The sequence below is a fragment of the Olivibacter domesticus genome, from assembly GCF_900109575.1.
GTDB lineage: Bacteria > Bacteroidota > Bacteroidia > Sphingobacteriales > Sphingobacteriaceae > Olivibacter > Olivibacter domesticus.
In genome coordinates, this window is record NZ_FOAF01000003.1 from 97675 (window position 1) to 115653 (window position 17979).

At 36.4% G+C, this 17979-nt stretch carries 17 protein-coding genes; 7 read left to right on the plus strand and 10 right to left on the minus strand.

Features of this window, described 5'->3' with window-relative positions:
- Positions 1–70 precede the first annotated feature (70 nt).
- Entirely contained in the window at positions 71–1249 is a 1179-nt protein-coding gene (locus BMY50_RS14850) for a tetratricopeptide repeat protein (protein WP_162276603.1), read from the minus strand.
- A gap of 144 nt (positions 1250–1393) precedes the next feature.
- Between BMY50_RS14850 and BMY50_RS14855 the strand changes: the two genes are divergently transcribed.
- Positions 1394–2674, plus strand: coding sequence for a replication-associated recombination protein A (locus BMY50_RS14855; protein WP_093326502.1), 1281 nt, complete (start codon positions 1394–1396; stop codon positions 2672–2674).
- 26 nt (positions 2675–2700) lie between these two features.
- On the opposite strand, the gene rnc is transcribed toward BMY50_RS14855, so the two are convergent.
- The 3 genes from rnc to BMY50_RS14870 all read right to left on the minus strand — a co-directional run bounded on the left by rnc (position 2701) and on the right by BMY50_RS14870 (position 5030).
- Complete coding sequence (rnc, locus tag BMY50_RS14860; protein WP_093326125.1) at positions 2701–3432, minus strand: ribonuclease III; 732 nt, start codon at positions 3430–3432, stop codon at positions 2701–2703.
- Between the two features lie 83 nt (positions 3433–3515).
- On the minus strand, positions 3516–4769 hold the full coding sequence (fabF, locus tag BMY50_RS14865; RefSeq protein WP_093326128.1) for a beta-ketoacyl-ACP synthase II: 1254 nt from the start codon (positions 4767–4769) through the stop codon (positions 3516–3518).
- Positions 4770–4793: 24 nt separating this feature from the next.
- Positions 4794–5030, minus strand: coding sequence for an acyl carrier protein (locus BMY50_RS14870; protein WP_093326132.1), 237 nt, complete (start codon positions 5028–5030; stop codon positions 4794–4796).
- 333 nt (positions 5031–5363) lie between these two features.
- On the opposite strand from BMY50_RS14870, the gene BMY50_RS14875 reads away from it, so the two are divergent.
- Complete coding sequence (locus tag BMY50_RS14875; protein ID WP_093326134.1) at positions 5364–5783, plus strand: IPExxxVDY family protein; 420 nt, start codon at positions 5364–5366, stop codon at positions 5781–5783.
- A gap of 192 nt (positions 5784–5975) precedes the next feature.
- Complete coding sequence (gene pyk / locus BMY50_RS14880) at positions 5976–7406, plus strand: pyruvate kinase (protein ID WP_093326136.1); 1431 nt, start codon at positions 5976–5978, stop codon at positions 7404–7406.
- Between the two features lie 49 nt (positions 7407–7455).
- Here the strand turns inward: pyk and BMY50_RS14885 are convergent, their stop codons facing one another.
- The 4 genes from BMY50_RS14885 to BMY50_RS14900 form a co-directional block, all read right to left on the minus strand.
- The gene (locus BMY50_RS14885; RefSeq protein ID WP_238383782.1) at positions 7456–8550 is read right to left on the minus strand and encodes a DUF4407 domain-containing protein; all 1095 of its coding nucleotides are present in this window, start codon (positions 8548–8550) and stop codon (positions 7456–7458) included.
- Between the two features lie 167 nt (positions 8551–8717).
- Entirely contained in the window at positions 8718–10037 is a 1320-nt protein-coding gene (locus BMY50_RS14890; RefSeq protein WP_093326142.1) for a UDP-N-acetylmuramoyl-tripeptide--D-alanyl-D-alanine ligase, read from the minus strand.
- Positions 10038–10119: 82 nt separating this feature from the next.
- On the minus strand, positions 10120–11787 hold the full coding sequence (locus tag BMY50_RS14895; RefSeq protein WP_093326145.1) for a PspC domain-containing protein: 1668 nt from the start codon (positions 11785–11787) through the stop codon (positions 10120–10122).
- Positions 11788–11801: 14 nt separating this feature from the next.
- Positions 11802–12164: a PadR family transcriptional regulator gene (locus BMY50_RS14900; RefSeq protein ID WP_093326148.1), complete on the minus strand. Its 363-nt coding sequence runs from the start codon at positions 12162–12164 to the stop codon at positions 11802–11804.
- 283 nt (positions 12165–12447) lie between these two features.
- Between BMY50_RS14900 and BMY50_RS14905 the strand changes: the two genes are divergently transcribed.
- From BMY50_RS14905 to BMY50_RS14920, 4 genes are all read left to right on the plus strand, one after another.
- Positions 12448–13617 (plus strand): galactokinase, encoded by a 1170-nt coding sequence (locus tag BMY50_RS14905; protein WP_093326151.1) that lies wholly within the window; start codon positions 12448–12450, stop codon positions 13615–13617.
- A gap of 1 nt (position 13618) precedes the next feature.
- Complete coding sequence (locus BMY50_RS14910) at positions 13619–14692, plus strand: aldose epimerase family protein (RefSeq protein ID WP_093326153.1); 1074 nt, start codon at positions 13619–13621, stop codon at positions 14690–14692.
- 18 nt (positions 14693–14710) lie between these two features.
- Positions 14711–16381 (plus strand): sodium/sugar symporter, encoded by a 1671-nt coding sequence (locus BMY50_RS14915; RefSeq protein ID WP_093326155.1) that lies wholly within the window; start codon positions 14711–14713, stop codon positions 16379–16381.
- Between the two features lie 66 nt (positions 16382–16447).
- On the plus strand, positions 16448–17116 hold the full coding sequence (locus BMY50_RS14920) for a DUF2461 domain-containing protein (protein WP_093326160.1): 669 nt from the start codon (positions 16448–16450) through the stop codon (positions 17114–17116).
- Between the two features lie 16 nt (positions 17117–17132).
- Here the strand turns inward: BMY50_RS14920 and BMY50_RS14925 are convergent, their stop codons facing one another.
- Together BMY50_RS14925 and BMY50_RS14930 are read right to left on the minus strand one after the other, a co-directional pair.
- Positions 17133–17690 (minus strand): NADPH-dependent FMN reductase, encoded by a 558-nt coding sequence (locus tag BMY50_RS14925; protein WP_093326163.1) that lies wholly within the window; start codon positions 17688–17690, stop codon positions 17133–17135.
- A gap of 54 nt (positions 17691–17744) precedes the next feature.
- Positions 17745–17978, minus strand: a complete 234-nt coding sequence (locus tag BMY50_RS14930) for a DUF3820 family protein (protein ID WP_093326165.1) — start codon at positions 17976–17978, stop codon at positions 17745–17747.
- Between the last annotated feature and the right edge of the window lies 1 nt (position 17979).

Below are 17979 nucleotides of genomic sequence, written 5' to 3' on the forward strand. Positions count from 1 at the left end.
AATTTTACATTTATACGAACGTTAATTATTTCGTAATATTCTCTAACGCAAATAAATTGATTCAAATAATTTACTCTAAGGCAAGAATAGGTGAAGTATTACCACTAACAACAACTGCTTCCGATTTTCTATAATCAGTAGAGGAAATAATTTTATTTTTTATCATGTCATACGCTGCCAAAGAGGCAGAAGCATTTGCATAATCTTTTGTTTGAATGTATATATCACCCAAATCGTCATAAATATGCATTCGTAGAATATCATCTCCACCCTCTAACGCATAGGTTGCAGCAACGGTATAATCGTGTATAGCTAATTTGTACTCTTTTAATATCTTTTTTACCCTAGCCAAACTGTAAAGACTGAAAGACATGTCTTTATTACTATTTCCACTTATGGAAGCTATTTTTACTGCTTGTAAATGAAACCACCTTGACTGCGTATATTTTTTTTCAGTCAAATATATTGCAGCTAAATTATTATAGGCACCAACTCTTCCACTAGCATTTTTAGCGCGTTTATAGAGAGGTAATACTTTTTTAATAATATCTAACTGCGCCTCAAGATATAGTTTTTTCTTTGCTTTTAATATAGCTAATTGCTCCAACGAACTAGCTTGACCATTTAAGTCTTTTGACTTAATCGCTTTTCTGTTCATTAGATTATAATAGCTTGTAGCCTCTTCATCATTACCGATAAAGTTGTACACCACCGCAATATTGTTACTGACTAATACTTGTGAGACAACATCATTTAATTCTTCTTTTAAAGAAAAGGCCCTCTGGAAAAAGCTAATAGCTTGGTCGTATTGTTTTTTCTGTACATAGAATACCCCTAATCTATTCTGAAGGTTCGAAACCATCTCAAGATTTCCTATTTGTATATAGGATTGCAAAGAGCTCAACAGAGATTGTTCCAAATTTTGCGTATAAAGCTCGTTATTAGCGGTCATGGTCGGTTGCGAAGGACCTATTTGCTGCAATGCATTCAATAAATGCCTTTCTTCTAAAATCTTTATAATGATTTCGGCATTTGCATGCTTTTTGTCATACTCTTCTTCTAAAAGCTGTTCTTTTGTTTTTTCAGGAGGTAAATCATAAAACTGAGGCCCTATTCCTACAAATTCCTTCTTTGCCGAAACAGTATCGACTATTACTTGAGGCCTAGTCCTGCTTTTTCCAAATTGAGGTATTGCAAGCGCAGTCATCAAGCCTATCATCAGATAACCGTTCAGGGTGTCTTTGAGCATTTTTTGCATTTACACTTCCAAATTATTTCAGCTAATATACGAATTTTAAAAAAACTTACCTTTTTAAAACTGCTTCATCATTTGATATCTAGTGATGTCTACTATTGATATTAGGAATAATTTATGGTAGGTTTGCTAAAAATCATGGCAACGAAAGCTCCTTTAGCTGAGCGCATGCGCCCAGAAACGATCGATGATTATGTAGGCCAATATCACTTATTGGGTCCAAATGCGGTATTGCGAAAATCAATTGAAAGTAATAATATACCTTCTATGATTTTATGGGGACCTCCAGGAGTGGGAAAGACAACCTTGGCGTATATTATCTCCAAACGTCTTCGTAGACCTTTTTATAATTTAAGTGCAATTAATTCTGGAGTGAAAGACGTAAGAGAAGTAATTGAGAAAGCTAACGTCAGTAAAATGGCCTATCAGGAGCAACCCATTCTTTTCATTGATGAGATTCACCGTTTTTCAAAATCGCAGCAGGATTCTCTTCTTAATGCAGTAGAAAGAGGTATTATTACCTTAATCGGAGCTACAACAGAAAATCCATCCTTTGAAGTTATTTCTGCATTGCTATCAAGGTGCCAGGTGTATACCCTAAAACCCCTCGAAGAAACAGATTTAGTTAAACTAATAAACAAAGCTTTAACCGATGACGACCTTCTGAAGTCTAAGTCACTTGTTATTGATGAGTATGAAGCGCTCTTTAGACTTTCGGGCGGCGATGCTAGAAAACTATTAAATGTACTTGAGCTCATCGCAAATGCACTGGAGGGGGGGAGAACCCATATAAATAACGAATTTGTACTCGCGCAGGTTCAGCAAAATATGGCACTTTATGATAAAGCTGGCGAACAACATTACGATATTATTTCCGCATTTATAAAATCCATAAGAGGGAGTGATCCTAACGCCGCTGTTTATTGGTTGGCGCGAATGATAGAAGGGGGGGAAGACCCCTTATTTATTGCCAGACGTCTTGTAATCTTGGCGTCTGAAGATATTGGTAATGCCAATCCGAACGCTTTATTATTAGCAACTAACTGTTTTCAAGCAGTAAATCTAATAGGTTGGCCGGAATCAAGAATTATTCTGTCTCAGGCTGTTACCTACATGGCTTCTTCCGTAAAAAGTAATGCTGCTTATGAAGCAATTAATAAGGCTCAGACATTAGTAAGGCAAACCGGAGACTTGTCGATACCCCTTCACTTGAGAAATGCTCCAACAAAGCTTATGAAGAACATGGATTATGGCAAAGATTACAAGTATGCACACATGTACGAAGGCAATTTTGTCGAACAGGAGTTTATGCCCAAGGAACTAAGTGGTCAAATATTATACGATCCAGGAAATAATTCGAGTGAACAGAAACTTAGAGAACACTTAAGAAAATTATGGAAAGATAAGTATGGGTATTAATTTAAATATTAGCGTTTTTAAAAGCATCAGATTATTCCCAACGCTTCACAAGCCTTCTCTGCTGCTAGTTTTTCTGCGTTCTTCTTATTGTAATCTCTTCCAGTTCCTTTTACTTCACCGGCAATGATAGCATCTACTGTAAAAAGTTTAGCACTTTCGCCTTCTGCATTGTTCGTTACTTCAAAAAGAACTTCACTACCTGTTGACTGGCACCATTCAATTAACCTACTCTTAAAGTTTGTCTCTGTCTGCTCCAGCAAATGTATGTCAACATGCGGTTTTATGATTCTATTTAGAAGAAAATTCCGAGTGAAAAGATAACCTTTATCAAGATATACAGCCCCTATTAATGCCTCAAATGCATCTCCTAGTAAGGAGCTTGATTTGCCCGGATAGTTAACCATTTTAGAATCATATTGAATGAGTTCATCAAAGCCCAACTTTCTTGCCAATTGATTAAGATTAACACGACTTACAATTTTCGATCGCATTTCAGTCAAAAATCCTTCATCCTTATAGGGGTACATCTTAAAAAGAAGCTCTGCTACGACAGCACCCAGAATAGCATCTCCTAGAAACTCTAGCCGTTCATTACTATTCTTAGCCCCCTTCTTTACCGCAACAGCCACAGATTTATGCCTGAAGGCCATTTGATAAAGATATAAATTACCCGGTATGAACCCTAGCAAATTCTTCAGGGCCCTTACGTATCTACGCTTAGACGATATGTAAAGTTTATAAATGCTAAAAAAAGACATTATATTCTTTGGAAAAAAATGCAGAAGCGCATACCATTAACGAAGGAATTAAAGTCATATTAGCACTTAAATCTTCATAGTGGCTACTCTTCGTACTTCGTAAATATCACAGAAGCATTATGTCCTCCAAAACCAAATGTATTACTTAGAGCATAATTAACCGTTTTATTTTGCGGTTTATTAAACGTAAAATTAAGCTTGCTGTCTAAGTTTGGGTCGTCAGTAAAGTGATTTATGGTTGGAGGTACAATACCATTTCGGATTGCTAAAATGGAGGCAATAGATTCCACTGCTCCTGCGGCACCTAATAGGTGTCCAGTCATAGACTTCGTAGAACTTATATTTAAGTCATATGCATGCTCACCAAAATGGTCTAAAATTGCTTTAGATTCACTAATATCCCCAACGGGAGTAGAAGTTCCATGCACATTGATATAATCAATATTCTCATTAGAAATTTTAGCATCCTTGATGGCATTTGTCATCGCAAGACGCGCGCCTAAGCCTTCAGGATGGGAAGCTGTTATATGGTGAGCATCGGCACTCATTCCCCCACCTATCAATTCTGCATATATTTTCGCCCCCCTTGCTTTTGCATGTTCTAAACTTTCTAAAATGATCGTTCCCGATCCTTCACCCGCAACAAATCCATCGCGATCGTTATCAAAAGGTCTTGATGCCGTTGCTGGATCGTCGTTACGCGTCGACAATGCATGCATTGCATTGAAACCACCAATACCTGCCTCATTTATAATAGCTTCAGATCCTCCGCTAATAATTATATCAGCATAACCCGTTCTTATATAATTGAGAGAATCAATTAAGGCATGAGTAGAAGAGGCACATGCAGATACTGTTGAAAAGTTAAGGCCGTGAAGGCCGTACCGCATGGATATGTGCCCAGGACAAATATCCAGTATCATTTTAGGAATAAAGAAAGGGTTATAACGCGGAGTACCATCCCCTTTAGCAAAGTTGCTTACTTCATCTAAAAATGTTTTTAACCCACCAATACCTGATCCCCATATTACACCAATGCGATTAGTATCTAATTTTTCAAAGTCTAATCCAGCATCTCTAACAGCTTCTTCAGTAGAGGCAAGCGCGTAATGAACAAATGGGTCTAATTTGCGCACATCTTTACGATCCATAAATTGTGTTGGATCAAAATTCTTCACTTCACACGCAAATCTTGTTTTGAATTTTTCTGCGTCAAAATGCGTAATAGGAGCAGCTCCGCTTACCCCGTTGATTAAACCGTTCCAATATTCAGAAACAGTATTACCAATAGGAGTAAGCGCACCTAATCCTGTTACAACTACTCTTTTAAGCTCCATTTATTCGATTGGCCTAATTTTTAGTTAGTTAACGTTTTTTTCTAAGTAAGCGACAGCTTGTCCAACAGTGCTGATGGTTTCAGCTTGGTCGTCAGGGATAGCTACGTTGAATTCTTTTTCAAATTCCATGATCAATTCTACGGTGTCTAATGAGTCAGCACCTAAATCATTAGTGAATGAAGCCTCTGGTGTAACTTCACTTTCGTCAACACCTAATTTCTCAACGATAATTGCTTTAACTCTTGAAGCGATATCAGACATGATTTTTATGGTTTAATGTTTAATAAATCAGTGCAAAGAAAAATAAAATTCAGCAAAATTCAAACCTTTTTAAGTTTTACCCAAAATTACTTCCTTTTTTGTTCATCCTAACGAACAGATAATTTTATTTAATATGCAACTGTATAGACGTTTAGGAGACCTTTAAAAACGATATACGTAGAAGGATACTCCGCCTAATATTTATATTCGTTTACTTAGTTTCCGAATTTAACGTCCTTACTCCCTCGCAAATTATTATTTTTAACGACTAAACTTAGATAAATTGCATTAAAAAATCAATTTATCTAAGTTTGCAGTAAAGTACTAAAAAAATTGAACAAACTAACACTAAAATACGAATTAGATATTGATTTTAATTTAATAGCAATTACCTCTCCCTTAAAGGACTATAGGTTATGCTATTATATTAATAAAGTTACAGGGCTTGACCTATATAAAATTGAGGAACATGAAATTTGGTTTGAGAGCCAGCAGCCTACTTATTTTGGACGGTACACCTATGAAGACGTAAATAATGACACCTTTTATTTCCTTTTAAACAATAAAGGTGTTGAAGGAGGTGTGTTGATTCCAGAAATGAAGGTGACCGATTTCTTTCTATTGGTTAAAAATGCCATTGATGAAGAGCTCCTTCTCTGGCAAATAACTCAAATAAACAATCTTGCGGATGTAGTGGTTGCTTCAGAAATTGACCCACATAAATTGAAATCCAAGGAAAATTTAGTATTTTAGCTTGATAATGATTTTATTACCTTTGCGTGTGTATTTTTTACACTATAGATGTGCAAATTAAACTGAACGTATCTTCCTTTATGCGGAACATTTACTATAAAAGGCATCAGAATATTAACATTTATTTAAATGGATATGCGTTATCAATGTCAGTATAACCTTATTCAAAGCTTTTAAAACAAACTTATTCAAATGAAAAAAGTTCATAAGAGAACTAAAATTGTAGCCACTTTAGGCCCTGCTTCAGCTCCAAAAGAAATTTTAAGCAGCTTAATTGAAAAAGGCGTGGATGTTTGCCGCCTTAATTTTTCTCATGGTAGTCAAGATGACCACCTCAAAGTGATTAATACTATTAAAGAAATTAATGCCGAGAATCATTTAAACGTAGGCATTCTTGCCGATCTTCAGGGCCCAAAAATTAGAATTGGAAAAATGAAGGAGGGGGGCGCCATATTATTAAATGGTAAAACACTTCGTATCACGACCAAAGAAATGATCGGTAATGAAGAAGAAATTTATATAACTTATCAGGAATTTCCAAAAGATGTTACTGAAGGTGAAATTATCCTTTTGGATGATGGAAAAATCCAGCTTCGCGTTTTAAATACAAATAATGAGGATACTGTAAATTGTGAAGTGGTACATGGCGGTGTTCTTACCTCTCGCAAAGGAGTTAACCTCCCCAATACAAAGGTCTCAATTCCTAGTTTAACCGAGGAAGACCTTGATAACCTTAATTTCGTATTAAATTACGATGTTGAGTGGATCGGGATGTCTTTTGTTCGAACGGCAGAAGATATTATTCAATGCAAAAAAATCATCGCTGAAAAAGGGAAAACAGCTCGTATTATTGCAAAAATAGAAAAGCCGGAAGCTATTGAAAATATAGATAGTATTATCGATGCTACAGATGGTGTGATGGTTGCACGTGGAGATCTAGGTGTAGAGATCCCTATGGAGCAAGTTCCCTTATTGCAAAAAATGATTGTACAAAAATGTCGCGATGCGTCTAAGCCCGTAATTATTGCTACGCAAATGCTTGAAAGTATGATTACTACTCCAAGACCTACTCGGGCTGAGGTAAATGACGTTGCTAACTCTGTGTTAGACGGAGCTGATGCAGTGATGTTGAGCGGAGAAACTTCTGTAGGTGAATTTCCTGAGATTGTTATTGAAACAATGACTAAGATTATAAAGAATGTTGAAGGTACAGCTTACCCTTACTTCGCTTCTAGAAAATCGAATCGTAATCTATCTACTTCGATACCAGATTCGATTTGTGCCTCTTCAGTATATCTTACACAGCAAGTGAGAGCAAAAGCAATCGTAGCAATGACCTCCTCTGGGTATACTGCCTTCGAAATTTCAAGCCACCGCCCTGATTCGGATATTCACATCTTTACAGGTAATCAATCTCTCTTAAATACATTAAGTTTACTTTGGGGAGTAAGGGGTTTTTACTACAATGGGGAAGAGAGTACCGACTCTTCTATCGCTGATGTAAATTCACGATTAAAAACGGAAGGATTGGTTGCCGCAGGAGATTTAGTAGTAAACACGGCCTCTATTCCTATTAGTGAAAAAGGAAGAACGAATATGATTAAAGTATCAGAGATTAATTAATTTCTATACCCCCTAGGAGCTCAATAAAGTGTTGTCCTAATAATATTATTTAGAACAATGCTTTATTGAGCTCCATTTCATTTTGTAACCTTTGTGCTCTTAGCTGAATATTTTTTTCGTATACCTGATCTGAGGCTGACATTTCCGCTTGCTTATCTCTATCCGACTGATATATAATAACGTCTTCTTGATCCTTAATAAGGAGATCATAAGCCCCTTGTCTGCTCATTAATTTTACAAATACAGGCAAACATTCAAAAAAGATAAAAAGTAGTCCTATAAAATTAATTGCCCAATAGGTACTAGGATTGACTTTTCCGTTCTCTAAATATTTTAATTGCTCCAACGCAGCGTTTCTATCGGCAAAACCGGCTAGCTTAACTAAGCTATCTAACTCTTTTCCTGTAACTAATCGTTCGTCAAAAAGCCCATCTATTTTCTTTCGTTCGCTAATAAAGCGTTCTTGCGCATCTATCCGCTGCTGCAATCTATTAAAATGCTGTTCTCTATTATCTAAGTCTTCTTCCTTACGCTTAGCATACGGGCCGTAGCCCATCATTCCTGAAGTTTCCGTCGTTTTTTCTCCAAAAATCTCATAATTCAGCTTTTGTCGATCTGCCTTTAGTCTATTTTGTAAAGAATCACTTTCTTTTCTTAGTAGATATAATTTATCAAGTTCAATCTTGTACTTATGGTCAAATGTTACATTTAAAGTATCGATTTTGGAACGCTGCAATTGAAGGTAATTGGCCTTTAGTTGTTCTGAAATTTCTTTATCGAATATCTTAAGTTCTAAAGGTCTTGAAATTACTATGCCAATTAGAATAGCCAAAGCAATTCTAGGTGTTGCTTGTAAAAATTGTTTAGTCGGTGATGTATCCTTATTAATAGAGGAAACAATGTAGCGATCCATATTAAATATCGCAAGCCCCCAAATCAATCCAAAAATTGCGGACGTAAATATCGCGAATGTATTTCCACTAAAAACAAAATACATCGCATAAGCTCCTGCTAAAGCAGCAAACAATCCTGTAAAAAATATGGTTGCTCCAATGCCGAAATACTTACTGTACTCTGAAGGAGATTTTAATAGTGTGGGTATATGTACGCCACTACAAAACCAAAAAAATTTGTTAATTTTCATCAGAACAATTGCTTTTTATTAGATAAAGTTACTATATGCTGGTTTTTATTAGTGCCTTTCTGACACCTATATATCATAGTCTCTCTAAATGCATTATGCTAACCTTTGTTGCGGAGCATCATCGATTCTTTTTCTAAATTAAGTTAGCGCAATCGGCTGATTTATCCTTACAGGAATGCTACCAACTTTTCAAAGGCCATCCCCCGTGAGGCTTTTAGCAAAACAAGCGACCCTTTCAAAGGCATTTTTTTTAACGCTTGAATTGCTTCGTCTGCTGAATTATAAAATTCCGAATCATCGTGCTCAACATTGTCTCTTTGCTCATAAAATTCGTGTCCAATAAATATTTTCCTATTTAAATGCATGGCATTCACTAGCTGTACAATCCGATTATGTTCGGTTGCAGACTCTTTCCCAAGCTCAAACATATCCCCCAGTATCACCGCTTTATTATCAGCTGTTAAATTTTCGAGATTTTCTAAAGCAGCAGACATGCTACTAGCATTTGCATTATAATAATCGCAAATAACCGTATTATTTGCAGTTTCACTAATCTGAGATCGATTATTTGTTGGCATATAACTTATTAAGCCTTTATGAACTTCGTCACAATTCAAGCTAAAATGAAGCCCCACAGCTATTGCTGCCAAAACATTCTCCATATTATACGATCCAGTAAGGTTCGTTTGCACTTTTTCTTCTTTACAACCATTAGCCTTCATGCTACTCCACAATAGCGCGATAGTAGGGTTAGACGAAACAAGATTACCACTAATATGATTTCCCTGATTATAGCCGTATGTAATAATTTCTTTAAATGATCTATTATTGGCCATATTTAATAATAGGTTATTATCCGCTTGTAGAAAAAGTACACCACCACTTTTCTCCAACCAATCATATAACTCCCCCTTCGCTCTTTTAACGCCATCAAAACTTCCAAAACCTTCTAAATGTGCTTTCCCTACATTCGTTATTAATCCCAATGTTGGCTTTGCTATTTCACACAAAAATGCAATCTCACCTACATGATTCGCGCCCATTTCTATAATTGCGATTTCGATGTCGGACGTGATATCCAAAATGCTTAAGGGCACTCCTATATGATTATTTAAATTTCCTTTTGTCGCATAGGTTTTAAATTTAACGGATAATACGGCATGTAATAATTCTTTAGTCGTTGTTTTCCCATTGGTCCCGGTTATGCCAATTATTGGAATATTAAGCTTACTTCTATGATGTTCGGCTAGCTGCTGTAGGGCCTCCAATACATTCTCTACAAGAATATATCGATCGTCCTTTTTATAGGATATATCATCTATAACCGCATGGACAGCCCCGAGCGCTAAGGCTTGCTCCGCGTATTCATTCCCGTTAAAATTTGCTCCTCTTAGAGCAAAAAAGATCGATCCTGGCACAATCTTTCGCGTGTCAGTAGAAATTTTTGGGCTTTTAACAAAAGCATCATAAAGCGTGTCAATACTCATATAAACATTTTTCCGGCTAATTTACATATTCAGAATTAGAGTATTTAAATATCAATCTTTTTATAAGGGCTTAAAAATGTCGCTAATCACTGTCTTTTTTAACTTTTACACTGTCCGCATCCAACATGGTGTCTTTATTTTTTTCTTTTTCAAGTTCCTCTCGTTCTATTGCTGTACATTTTAAACCATCTTCTGTCATAATCCATTCAGTATACCCGTCTCTTTCGCTTTCAGGATATAGATCTCTACATTGCCATGTCGGAAGGTTTCTTATATATCGATCAGATTCATTACTTATGTATAATTTAGAACCTACTGGCAATAACATCTTAATATTTACTTCCTGATCTCGCATGAGCTCGCCTTTGGGAAGTGTTGCGTGGCTATCGAAAGTTAAATGTTCTTGGTGTTGGTTCATTTCGTAACGCATGCGTTCAGCTCTTCTAGCCGCTACATCAAAATCTCTTCCACTAGCTCTATACTCCTGAATAAGCTTTGCCTGCATACCCGTCTCCGCCTTTATTATATTAATGTCAACAGATCGCATATTCTTAAATTTTCCCTTTCTCTTATTCAATCTAATGATGGTACTAATAGAATCTAAATCCTTAGACATCGTGTCTACCTTTTTGATCATATTGACATCGTTCACTTCCAAATAATATTGAGGGTAAGGACTTAACGTTCGCTCTTGAACCACCGTAGCATCCTCAGCAAAATCTTCGGCTGTTTTAACACCATAATAACCTATAAATCCTGCAGCAGTTAACCAAACAATCAATAATGTAAATGCTACATAATTCCCAATGAAGCTTCTGTGAAAAATTATTCTGACAGCAAGAGAGATGAGCGCGACAAGCGGAATGGCGACTACCAGGAACGCTGCGACTAAACCTCCTGTAAGAAATTGTTCATCGATAAACCAAGTAGGTCCTTCGGGGCCAAAACCTGAAACTCCATCACCCCAAAAGCCAAGCGTTAATATGCAAAATAACAATGCTACTAGTGAAACACAGAGCATAAAAATAATAAACACCCCCAATATCTTAAAAAATCCTTTAAAGACCCTCCCTATAAAAGACACCAGCTGCTCTATTCCATCACCCATTCTGTTTAGGCCGGGTTTAATTCTTTCCCCGGCCATAGTAAAATTTCCCCGGAGACCCTCCATTTCCTCCTCAAAATTTCTTTTAAAATTTTGCAGATTAGGCGCTTCGCCTCGCATCGCCATTCTATCAGCACGCGTTTTCGCTATAGGGACAACAATCCACAATATTATATATATCAAAAATCCAGTTCCCGCAACGATAAATAACAGCACCATAGCCAAGCGTATCCATAGAGCCTCTATATCCAAATAGTGCCCTAATCCAGCACAAACCCCGCCAAAAACTTTGTCGTCTGGGTCTCTAAAAAGCTTTCGGGTATCTGCTGATCCTGTTTCATAGAAAGATTCTTTCCTTGCTTGTTCTTCTTGATCCATATCAACATCGAAATCGCTTACTCTTCCCATTTGAGCACAAACTTCATTCACATCCAGCATGGTGATCACCTCTTTCTTGCCGGCTGTAACCCGCTCACTAAACATTTCTGCAATTCTATTCTCAATATCCCCAACAATCTCATTGCTCCCCTCTGTATTAGCGAAGTGTTTTTTTACATCAATCATATAAGATCGAAGTATTTCATAAGCATCTTCTTCTATATGAAAAACAATGCCGTTTATATTGATGATTATTGTTTTATTCATGACTTATTTTTATATTAAAGGTTGATATCTTTTTGTTCTTCCATTTTCTGCGGATTTGCAGTAGATCGGTTTACCGCAAATACTAATTCATTCCATGTATCGTCTAAGGCTTTTAGCACATCCGTCCCGGCCGGCGTTATCTGATAATATTTTCTTGGTGGGCCGGAACTGGATTCCTTCCATATATAACTAAGTAATTCATTATTTTTAAGCCTGGTTAACAGAGGATATAGTGTACCCTCCACCACCAGTAAGCGTGCTGCTTTCAGCTCACCAATGATATCTGAGGCATAAATCTCCCCTCGGGAAATTATTGAAAGAATACAGTATTCCAGTATTCCTTTCCTCATTTGGGTCTGTGTATTTTCTACTATCATATTACAAAGATATATGTTTTGTTAGGTATTATGCAATACATAGTAGCTTGCAAAAGACTTAACAACACATAACTAACTGACAATGAGATTAATAATTTTATTTAAAATTGTTAGCTTTAGTTTATTTGGAAGATATTTTTACAGTCAAAAGAGTTTTTCTTGGATACAAAACAATTTCATTATTATAGATTGAGACAGAATAGTGTATTTTTCACACAATTCTATTTGCTTTTTATTATTCCATCCAATACATTTACAAATTAAAATCTTTATAAACAAAAGCATGACTAAAGCCGTTAACCTCAAGCAATCCTTCTTCGATATATTTCAACATGAACCACTTATTGTTAGATCACCTGGCAGAGTAAACTTAATAGGTGAGCATACCGATTATAATAATGGCTTAGTATTACCTGCTGCAATTAACAAAAACGTTTTTGTTGCGATCGCAAAAAATAAAAGCAACAGGATAAGACTACATTCACTTGATTTGAATGACTCATATGAAACATCACTTGATAATATAAAGAAGACGGAAAAATTGTGGCCTGATTATATTCTGGGGGTAATAGAACAGCTTCAATTAAATAACTACGCAATCACAGAGGGTTTTGACATCGCTTTCACTGGAGACATTCCCCAAGGTGCTGGATTATCTTCTTCAGCAGCGCTAGAATGTGCTACTGCTTTCGCTCTCAGTGAGTTATTCAATTTAAATATTCCGAAATTGGATATTGCTCTTTTTTCACAAGCTGCTGAAAATCAATTTGTAGGTGTAAATTGTGGTCTAATGGATCAATTTGCAAGTGTTTTTGGCAAAGAACAGCATCTTATAAAACTAGATTGTGCTGACTATTCTTATGAATATATCCCATTTAATACTACAGATATTAAAATTCTCCTTCTGGACACACAAGTTAAGCACTCTTTAGCTTCATCTGCCTATAATGAACGTAGACAGCAGTGTGAAGAAGGCGTAAGGCTTATTAGTGCGCATCATCCAGAAGTGAAAAGCTTAAGGGAGGCAACAGAAAGTCAGCTATTAACTTATGTTAAACCGGTGAGCCAAGTAATCTACAACAGATGCTCTTATATTGTATCTGAAATAGATAGATTAAAACAGGCATGCGAAGACTTGAAAAAAGACGATTTCAGCTCTTTTGGAAAGCGGATGTTTGAAACACATGAAGGTCTACAACACCTATACGAAGTAAGTTGTAAGGAACTTGACTTATTAGTAGAGCTTGTAAAAGATAATCCGGATGTCTTAGGAGCTCGTATGATGGGAGGAGGGTTTGGTGGATGTACCATAAATTTAGTGAAAGCCGATAAAGTAGAAGATATAGCCAAAGAAATAGTTTCACTATACAAGAAAAAAACGGGTGTTGATATCCCTTTTTATATTGCTGAAATAAATAAAGGTACTAGCATTGCTAATCAAGGAGAAAATTAAAATGGTTCATTATACGCTTCCTATTCTGAACAACTTTAAAAAAAAGCAGAAAAATAAAAGCACTGCACTCATTATATTAAAAAACAATCGGGGAATGCAGGTGGCACTAACAAATTATGGTGCACGGATCGTCAGTATCATTGTGCCTGATAAAAATGGTGTTTCAACAGATGTTGTATTAGGTTTTAACTCGATTGACAAATATTTTGCTGCAGATGAGATTTATCATGGCGCTACAATTGGACGTTATGGTAATCGTATTTCAAACGGCCGTTTTATATTAAATTACACCGCTTACAGCATTGCGCCCAATAATGGTTGCAATGCTCTTCATGGTGGAAAAACTGGATTCCACAGCCAAATTTGGGACAGGCGTTTAAATAATCCCAATCAAGTCACTTTTTATTATGTTTCACCCGATGGTGAAGAGGGATTTCCAGGAACATTAAATACATCTGTTAGTTATCTGTTAACTGACAACAATGAAATCGAGATTAGCTACCAAGCCACTACTGACAAGGATACGATTATTAACTTGACCAATCACGCTTACTTTAATCTTGACGGAGAAGGAAAGGGGGATGTGCTCGATCATATAGTAGAGCTAAAGTCTGATCACTACATTCCAATCAATGATCAACAGATTCCAACCGGACAAATCAGTACGGTCGCTGATACCCCTTTTGATTTTAGAAAGGCAAAAGTAATTGTTAAAGATATATTTAAAAAAGATACGCAATTGGAAAGTGGGGGGGGAGGATATGATCACACTTTTGTTATTATGCCTAACCTTTGCGATGGTAAACAAGTTGTTGCCACAGCCTATTCAAATAAAAGTGGTATCAAACTGGAAGTACTCACCACAGAACCGGGTATCCAGTTTTATACGGGCAATGCACTAACCGGAAAAGATATTGGCAAAACGGGAGCACATTACTTTAAGCAACATGCATTTTGCTTTGAAACACAACATTTTCCCGATTCACCAAACCATCCTAACTTTCCCTCTACACATTTAAAAGCTAATGAAACATATAAATCACAAACCACTTATAGGTTTGACGTAATTAAATAAAACAATCATAAAAAACCAATGAAAACCCTACACACAACTGACTACATTGTTTTTCTCTTCTACTTTCTAATAGTAGCTGTTTACGGCTATTGGGTGTATAACAAGAAAAAATCACTTACCGCCGATTCTAAGGATTACTTTCTTGCTGAAGGATCTCTTACCTGGTGGGCTATCGGAGCATCACTTATAGCTTCTAACATTTCTGCTGAACAATTCATTGGAATGAGCGGTTCTGGCTTTAAGATGGGCTTAGCGATTGCTGCTTACGAATGGATGGCTGCAATTACACTCATAATTGTGGGCGTATTTTTTATTCCTGTTTATTTAAAGAATAAAATATATACAATGCCGCAGTTTTTAAATCAACGCTATAATAGTACCGTAAGCATTGTTATGGCAGTTTTTTGGTTACTATTGTATGTTGTCGTTAACTTAACATCGATTTTATACCTAGGGGCCTTAGCGGTGTCCAGTATATCAGGCATAAATTTTACTTTCTGCATCTATGCTCTCGCTGTCTTCGCCATTATCATCACACTTGGAGGGATGAAGGTAATTGGTTTTACAGATGTTATTCAAGTTTTCTTTTTAATACTCGGTGGATTAGCGACAACCTATATCGCTTTAAACCTTGTTTCAGATCATTTTGGCGCCGAAGGAGCATTAAAGGGGCTTGGTTTGATGTACGATCACGCGCCAGATCATTTTGAGATGATTTTCTCAAAAGATAATGAAAACTACCTAGATCTTCCCGGCATATCGGTATTAATTGGCGGTTTATGGATAGTAAATTTAAACTATTGGGGTTGTAATCAATATATAACGCAAAGAGCTCTTGGAGCAGATTTAAAAACCGCACGTGGGGGTCTGCTGTTTGCAGCTGGACTCAAACTATTAATGCCTGTAATTGTTGTACTACCTGGAATAGCGGCGTATATTTTATACAAAGAAGGTTATTTCCAAGAAGAAATGCTGCAAGACGGTGGAGTCAATCCAGATCATGCCTATCCCGTGTTATTAAACCTATTACCCACTGGGTTGAAAGGTCTATCTTTTGCGGCCTTAACTGCGGCAGTTGTTGCATCCTTAGCAGGAAAAGCCAATAGTATTGCAACGATCTTTTCGCTCGATGTGTATAAAAAGATCTTTAACACTGAAGCTTCTGAAAAGAAATTAGTAAACGTGGGAAAAGCCACTATCATTATTTCTATGTTCCTAGCTATCCTTATTTCACCTCATTTAGGAATTGATAAAAAGGGAGGATTTCAATATATTCAAGAATATACTGGTTTTGTTTCCCCAGGTATCTTTGCCATGTTTATATTGGGCTTTTTCTGGAAAAAAGCAACATCTTCTGCTGCTATGTTTGCAACAGTAGGAGGCTTCATCCTTTCCGTATTATTTAAATTCTTACCTAATATGGTGAATCTTTCTTTCTTACATCCCTTTGGATTTGCTGTAAAAAATGCAGAAGGTGTATACGAGATTCCATTTATTGACCGGATGGGTTTTGTCTTTATTATATGTATTTTAGCAATGTATATCATTTCTATCTTAGAAAACCGTGCAGGTGTCGTACCTAAAGGTTTAGAGGTAGATACTAAAATGTTCAAAGTACATTCAGGTTTCGCCGTAGGAGCAATTTTGATAATAGGGATAGTTGCTGCCCTTTATTTGTTATTTTGGTAACACGATGATTTTTAATAAGCGCCCTGTCTCAGAAACAGACAGGGCGCTCCAACAAATATTACATTGATGCAGATATCACCTTCAACATTTATTTTTCTCAAACAATTAAGAGAGAACAACAATAGAGAATGGTTTCAGGCTAATAAAGAAGCGTATGATTTAGCTCATGAAAACGTTAAAGCTTTTGTTACAGCATTTATAATTCAGTTAGCAAAAGTTGACCGCTACATAAGCGAGGATATCCCTACATCCAAATGCCTTTTCAGAATATATAGAGACACAAGATTTAGTAAAGATAAAACGCCATATAAACACTGGTTTGGCGCTGGAATCTCAGTAGCAGGCAGAAAACTAAATGGACCCGAATACTATTTACACATTGAGCCGGAAAACTCCTTTGTTGCGGGAGGATATTGGAGGCCAGAGAAAGATCACCTGGCTGCCATCAGGCAAGAAATTGACTATAATGGTAAACAGTTCAGAGATATTATAAATGCTTCAAATTTTAGAGAGCTTTGCACGTTAAATCAGGAAGATAAGCTGAAAAAGGCTCCCTCTGGATACGAAGTGGATCATCCTGAAATCGAATTTTTAAAACTAAAGAGCTTTACTGCAAGTCATTCTTTTAGTGATAACGAGTTCATGTCTAAAAATGCCATTGAATCGATATTGAAGCCCATAACTGCTATGTACGACTTTAAACTTTTTCTCCATCATGCACTAGACGAGGGTTAATTAATGATAAGGTAGGTTATCTTAAGTCTACAAGCGTCTTATGCAGCTTTTCCAGCTGAGCAAACATCAATTCAACTGCCTTTTCATTTCCCTCGGTTGCAGCAAAAATGCCTTCTTCGTTTATTTGTTTGGTAAAATTCGGTAATAAAAGGCCATCAAAGGGAAACATTTGAAGTACATTAGTAACCTGTTTAAGTTGTTGAATAGAACGCGTTCCCCCCACGATCCCTCCATAGCCGACCATGGCTACTGGTTTGAACGCCCATTCTTTAACTAAATAATCTATTGCATTTTTTAGTGGCGCTGGCATCCCGTAATTATATTCGGGTGTCACAAAAATAAAAGCATCTGCCCCTTCTATTTTTTTGCTCCAATCTTTTGTATGCTGTTGCGTATATTTTTGGAAACGAGGGTGTTCTGGCTCATCCATAAAAGGCAAATTTATACTTTTGAGGTCAATAAATTCAGTTTCAAATACAGTACGTTTTTTGGCGGCTTCATATACCCAATTAGCAACAGAAATACCTTTTCTACCTTCTCTGGTGCTTCCTAATATTACTTTCAGTTGAATCATAGCCTTTCTGTTTGTATTAACCTGAATTCGATTATTACATAACAAGTAAAATTTCTATTTGTTGGAAGAAAACTTATTTTCTAAAGGTTTTAATAAATATTCTAATCCATTCAATTTAATCTCGTACATCGTGGCTAATAACCCCCCTAGCTTTCCTTTTGGAAATCCTTTATTATGAAACCAAACCAGATAACTTTCAGGTAGACGATAAATTGGCCAATCTTTATATTTTCCAAAAGGCATTTTTTGGCTTATAAGTTCACTAAGTGTTTCATTTGCTTGTTCCATA

Excerpts from the sequence above, each read along its gene's own strand:
- BMY50_RS14890 (WP_093326142.1), bottom strand. The coding sequence starts at position 10,037 with ATGAGTATTGACACGCTTTATGATGCTTTTGTTAAAAGCCCAAAAATT.
- BMY50_RS14855 (WP_093326502.1), top strand. The coding sequence starts at position 1,394 with ATGGCAACGAAAGCTCCTTTAGCTGAGCGCATGCGCCCAGAAACGATC.
- BMY50_RS14925 (WP_093326163.1), bottom strand. The coding sequence starts at position 17,690 with ATGATTCAACTGAAAGTAATATTAGGAAGCACCAGAGAAGGTAGAAAA.
- BMY50_RS14900 (WP_093326148.1), bottom strand. The coding sequence starts at position 12,164 with ATGATAGTAGAAAATACACAGACCCAAATGAGGAAAGGAATACTGGAA.
- BMY50_RS14885 (WP_238383782.1), bottom strand. The coding sequence starts at position 8,550 with ATGAAAATTAACAAATTTTTTTGGTTTTGTAGTGGCGTACATATACCC.
- BMY50_RS14920 (WP_093326160.1), top strand. The coding sequence starts at position 16,448 with ATGCAGATATCACCTTCAACATTTATTTTTCTCAAACAATTAAGAGAG.
- pyk (WP_093326136.1), top strand. The coding sequence starts at position 5,976 with ATGAAAAAAGTTCATAAGAGAACTAAAATTGTAGCCACTTTAGGCCCT.
- BMY50_RS14915 (WP_093326155.1), top strand. The coding sequence starts at position 14,711 with ATGAAAACCCTACACACAACTGACTACATTGTTTTTCTCTTCTACTTT.
- BMY50_RS14910 (WP_093326153.1), top strand. The coding sequence starts at position 13,619 with ATGGTTCATTATACGCTTCCTATTCTGAACAACTTTAAAAAAAAGCAG.
- BMY50_RS14870 (WP_093326132.1), bottom strand. The coding sequence starts at position 5,030 with ATGTCTGATATCGCTTCAAGAGTTAAAGCAATTATCGTTGAGAAATTA.
- BMY50_RS14905 (WP_093326151.1), top strand. The coding sequence starts at position 12,448 with ATGACTAAAGCCGTTAACCTCAAGCAATCCTTCTTCGATATATTTCAA.
- BMY50_RS14850 (WP_162276603.1), bottom strand. The coding sequence starts at position 1,249 with ATGCTCAAAGACACCCTGAACGGTTATCTGATGATAGGCTTGATGACT.
- fabF (WP_093326128.1), bottom strand. The coding sequence starts at position 4,769 with ATGGAGCTTAAAAGAGTAGTTGTAACAGGATTAGGTGCGCTTACTCCT.
- BMY50_RS14930 (WP_093326165.1), bottom strand. The coding sequence starts at position 17,978 with ATGGAACAAGCAAATGAAACACTTAGTGAACTTATAAGCCAAAAAATG.
- BMY50_RS14895 (WP_093326145.1), bottom strand. The coding sequence starts at position 11,787 with ATGAATAAAACAATAATCATCAATATAAACGGCATTGTTTTTCATATA.
- rnc (WP_093326125.1), bottom strand. The coding sequence starts at position 3,432 with ATGTCTTTTTTTAGCATTTATAAACTTTACATATCGTCTAAGCGTAGA.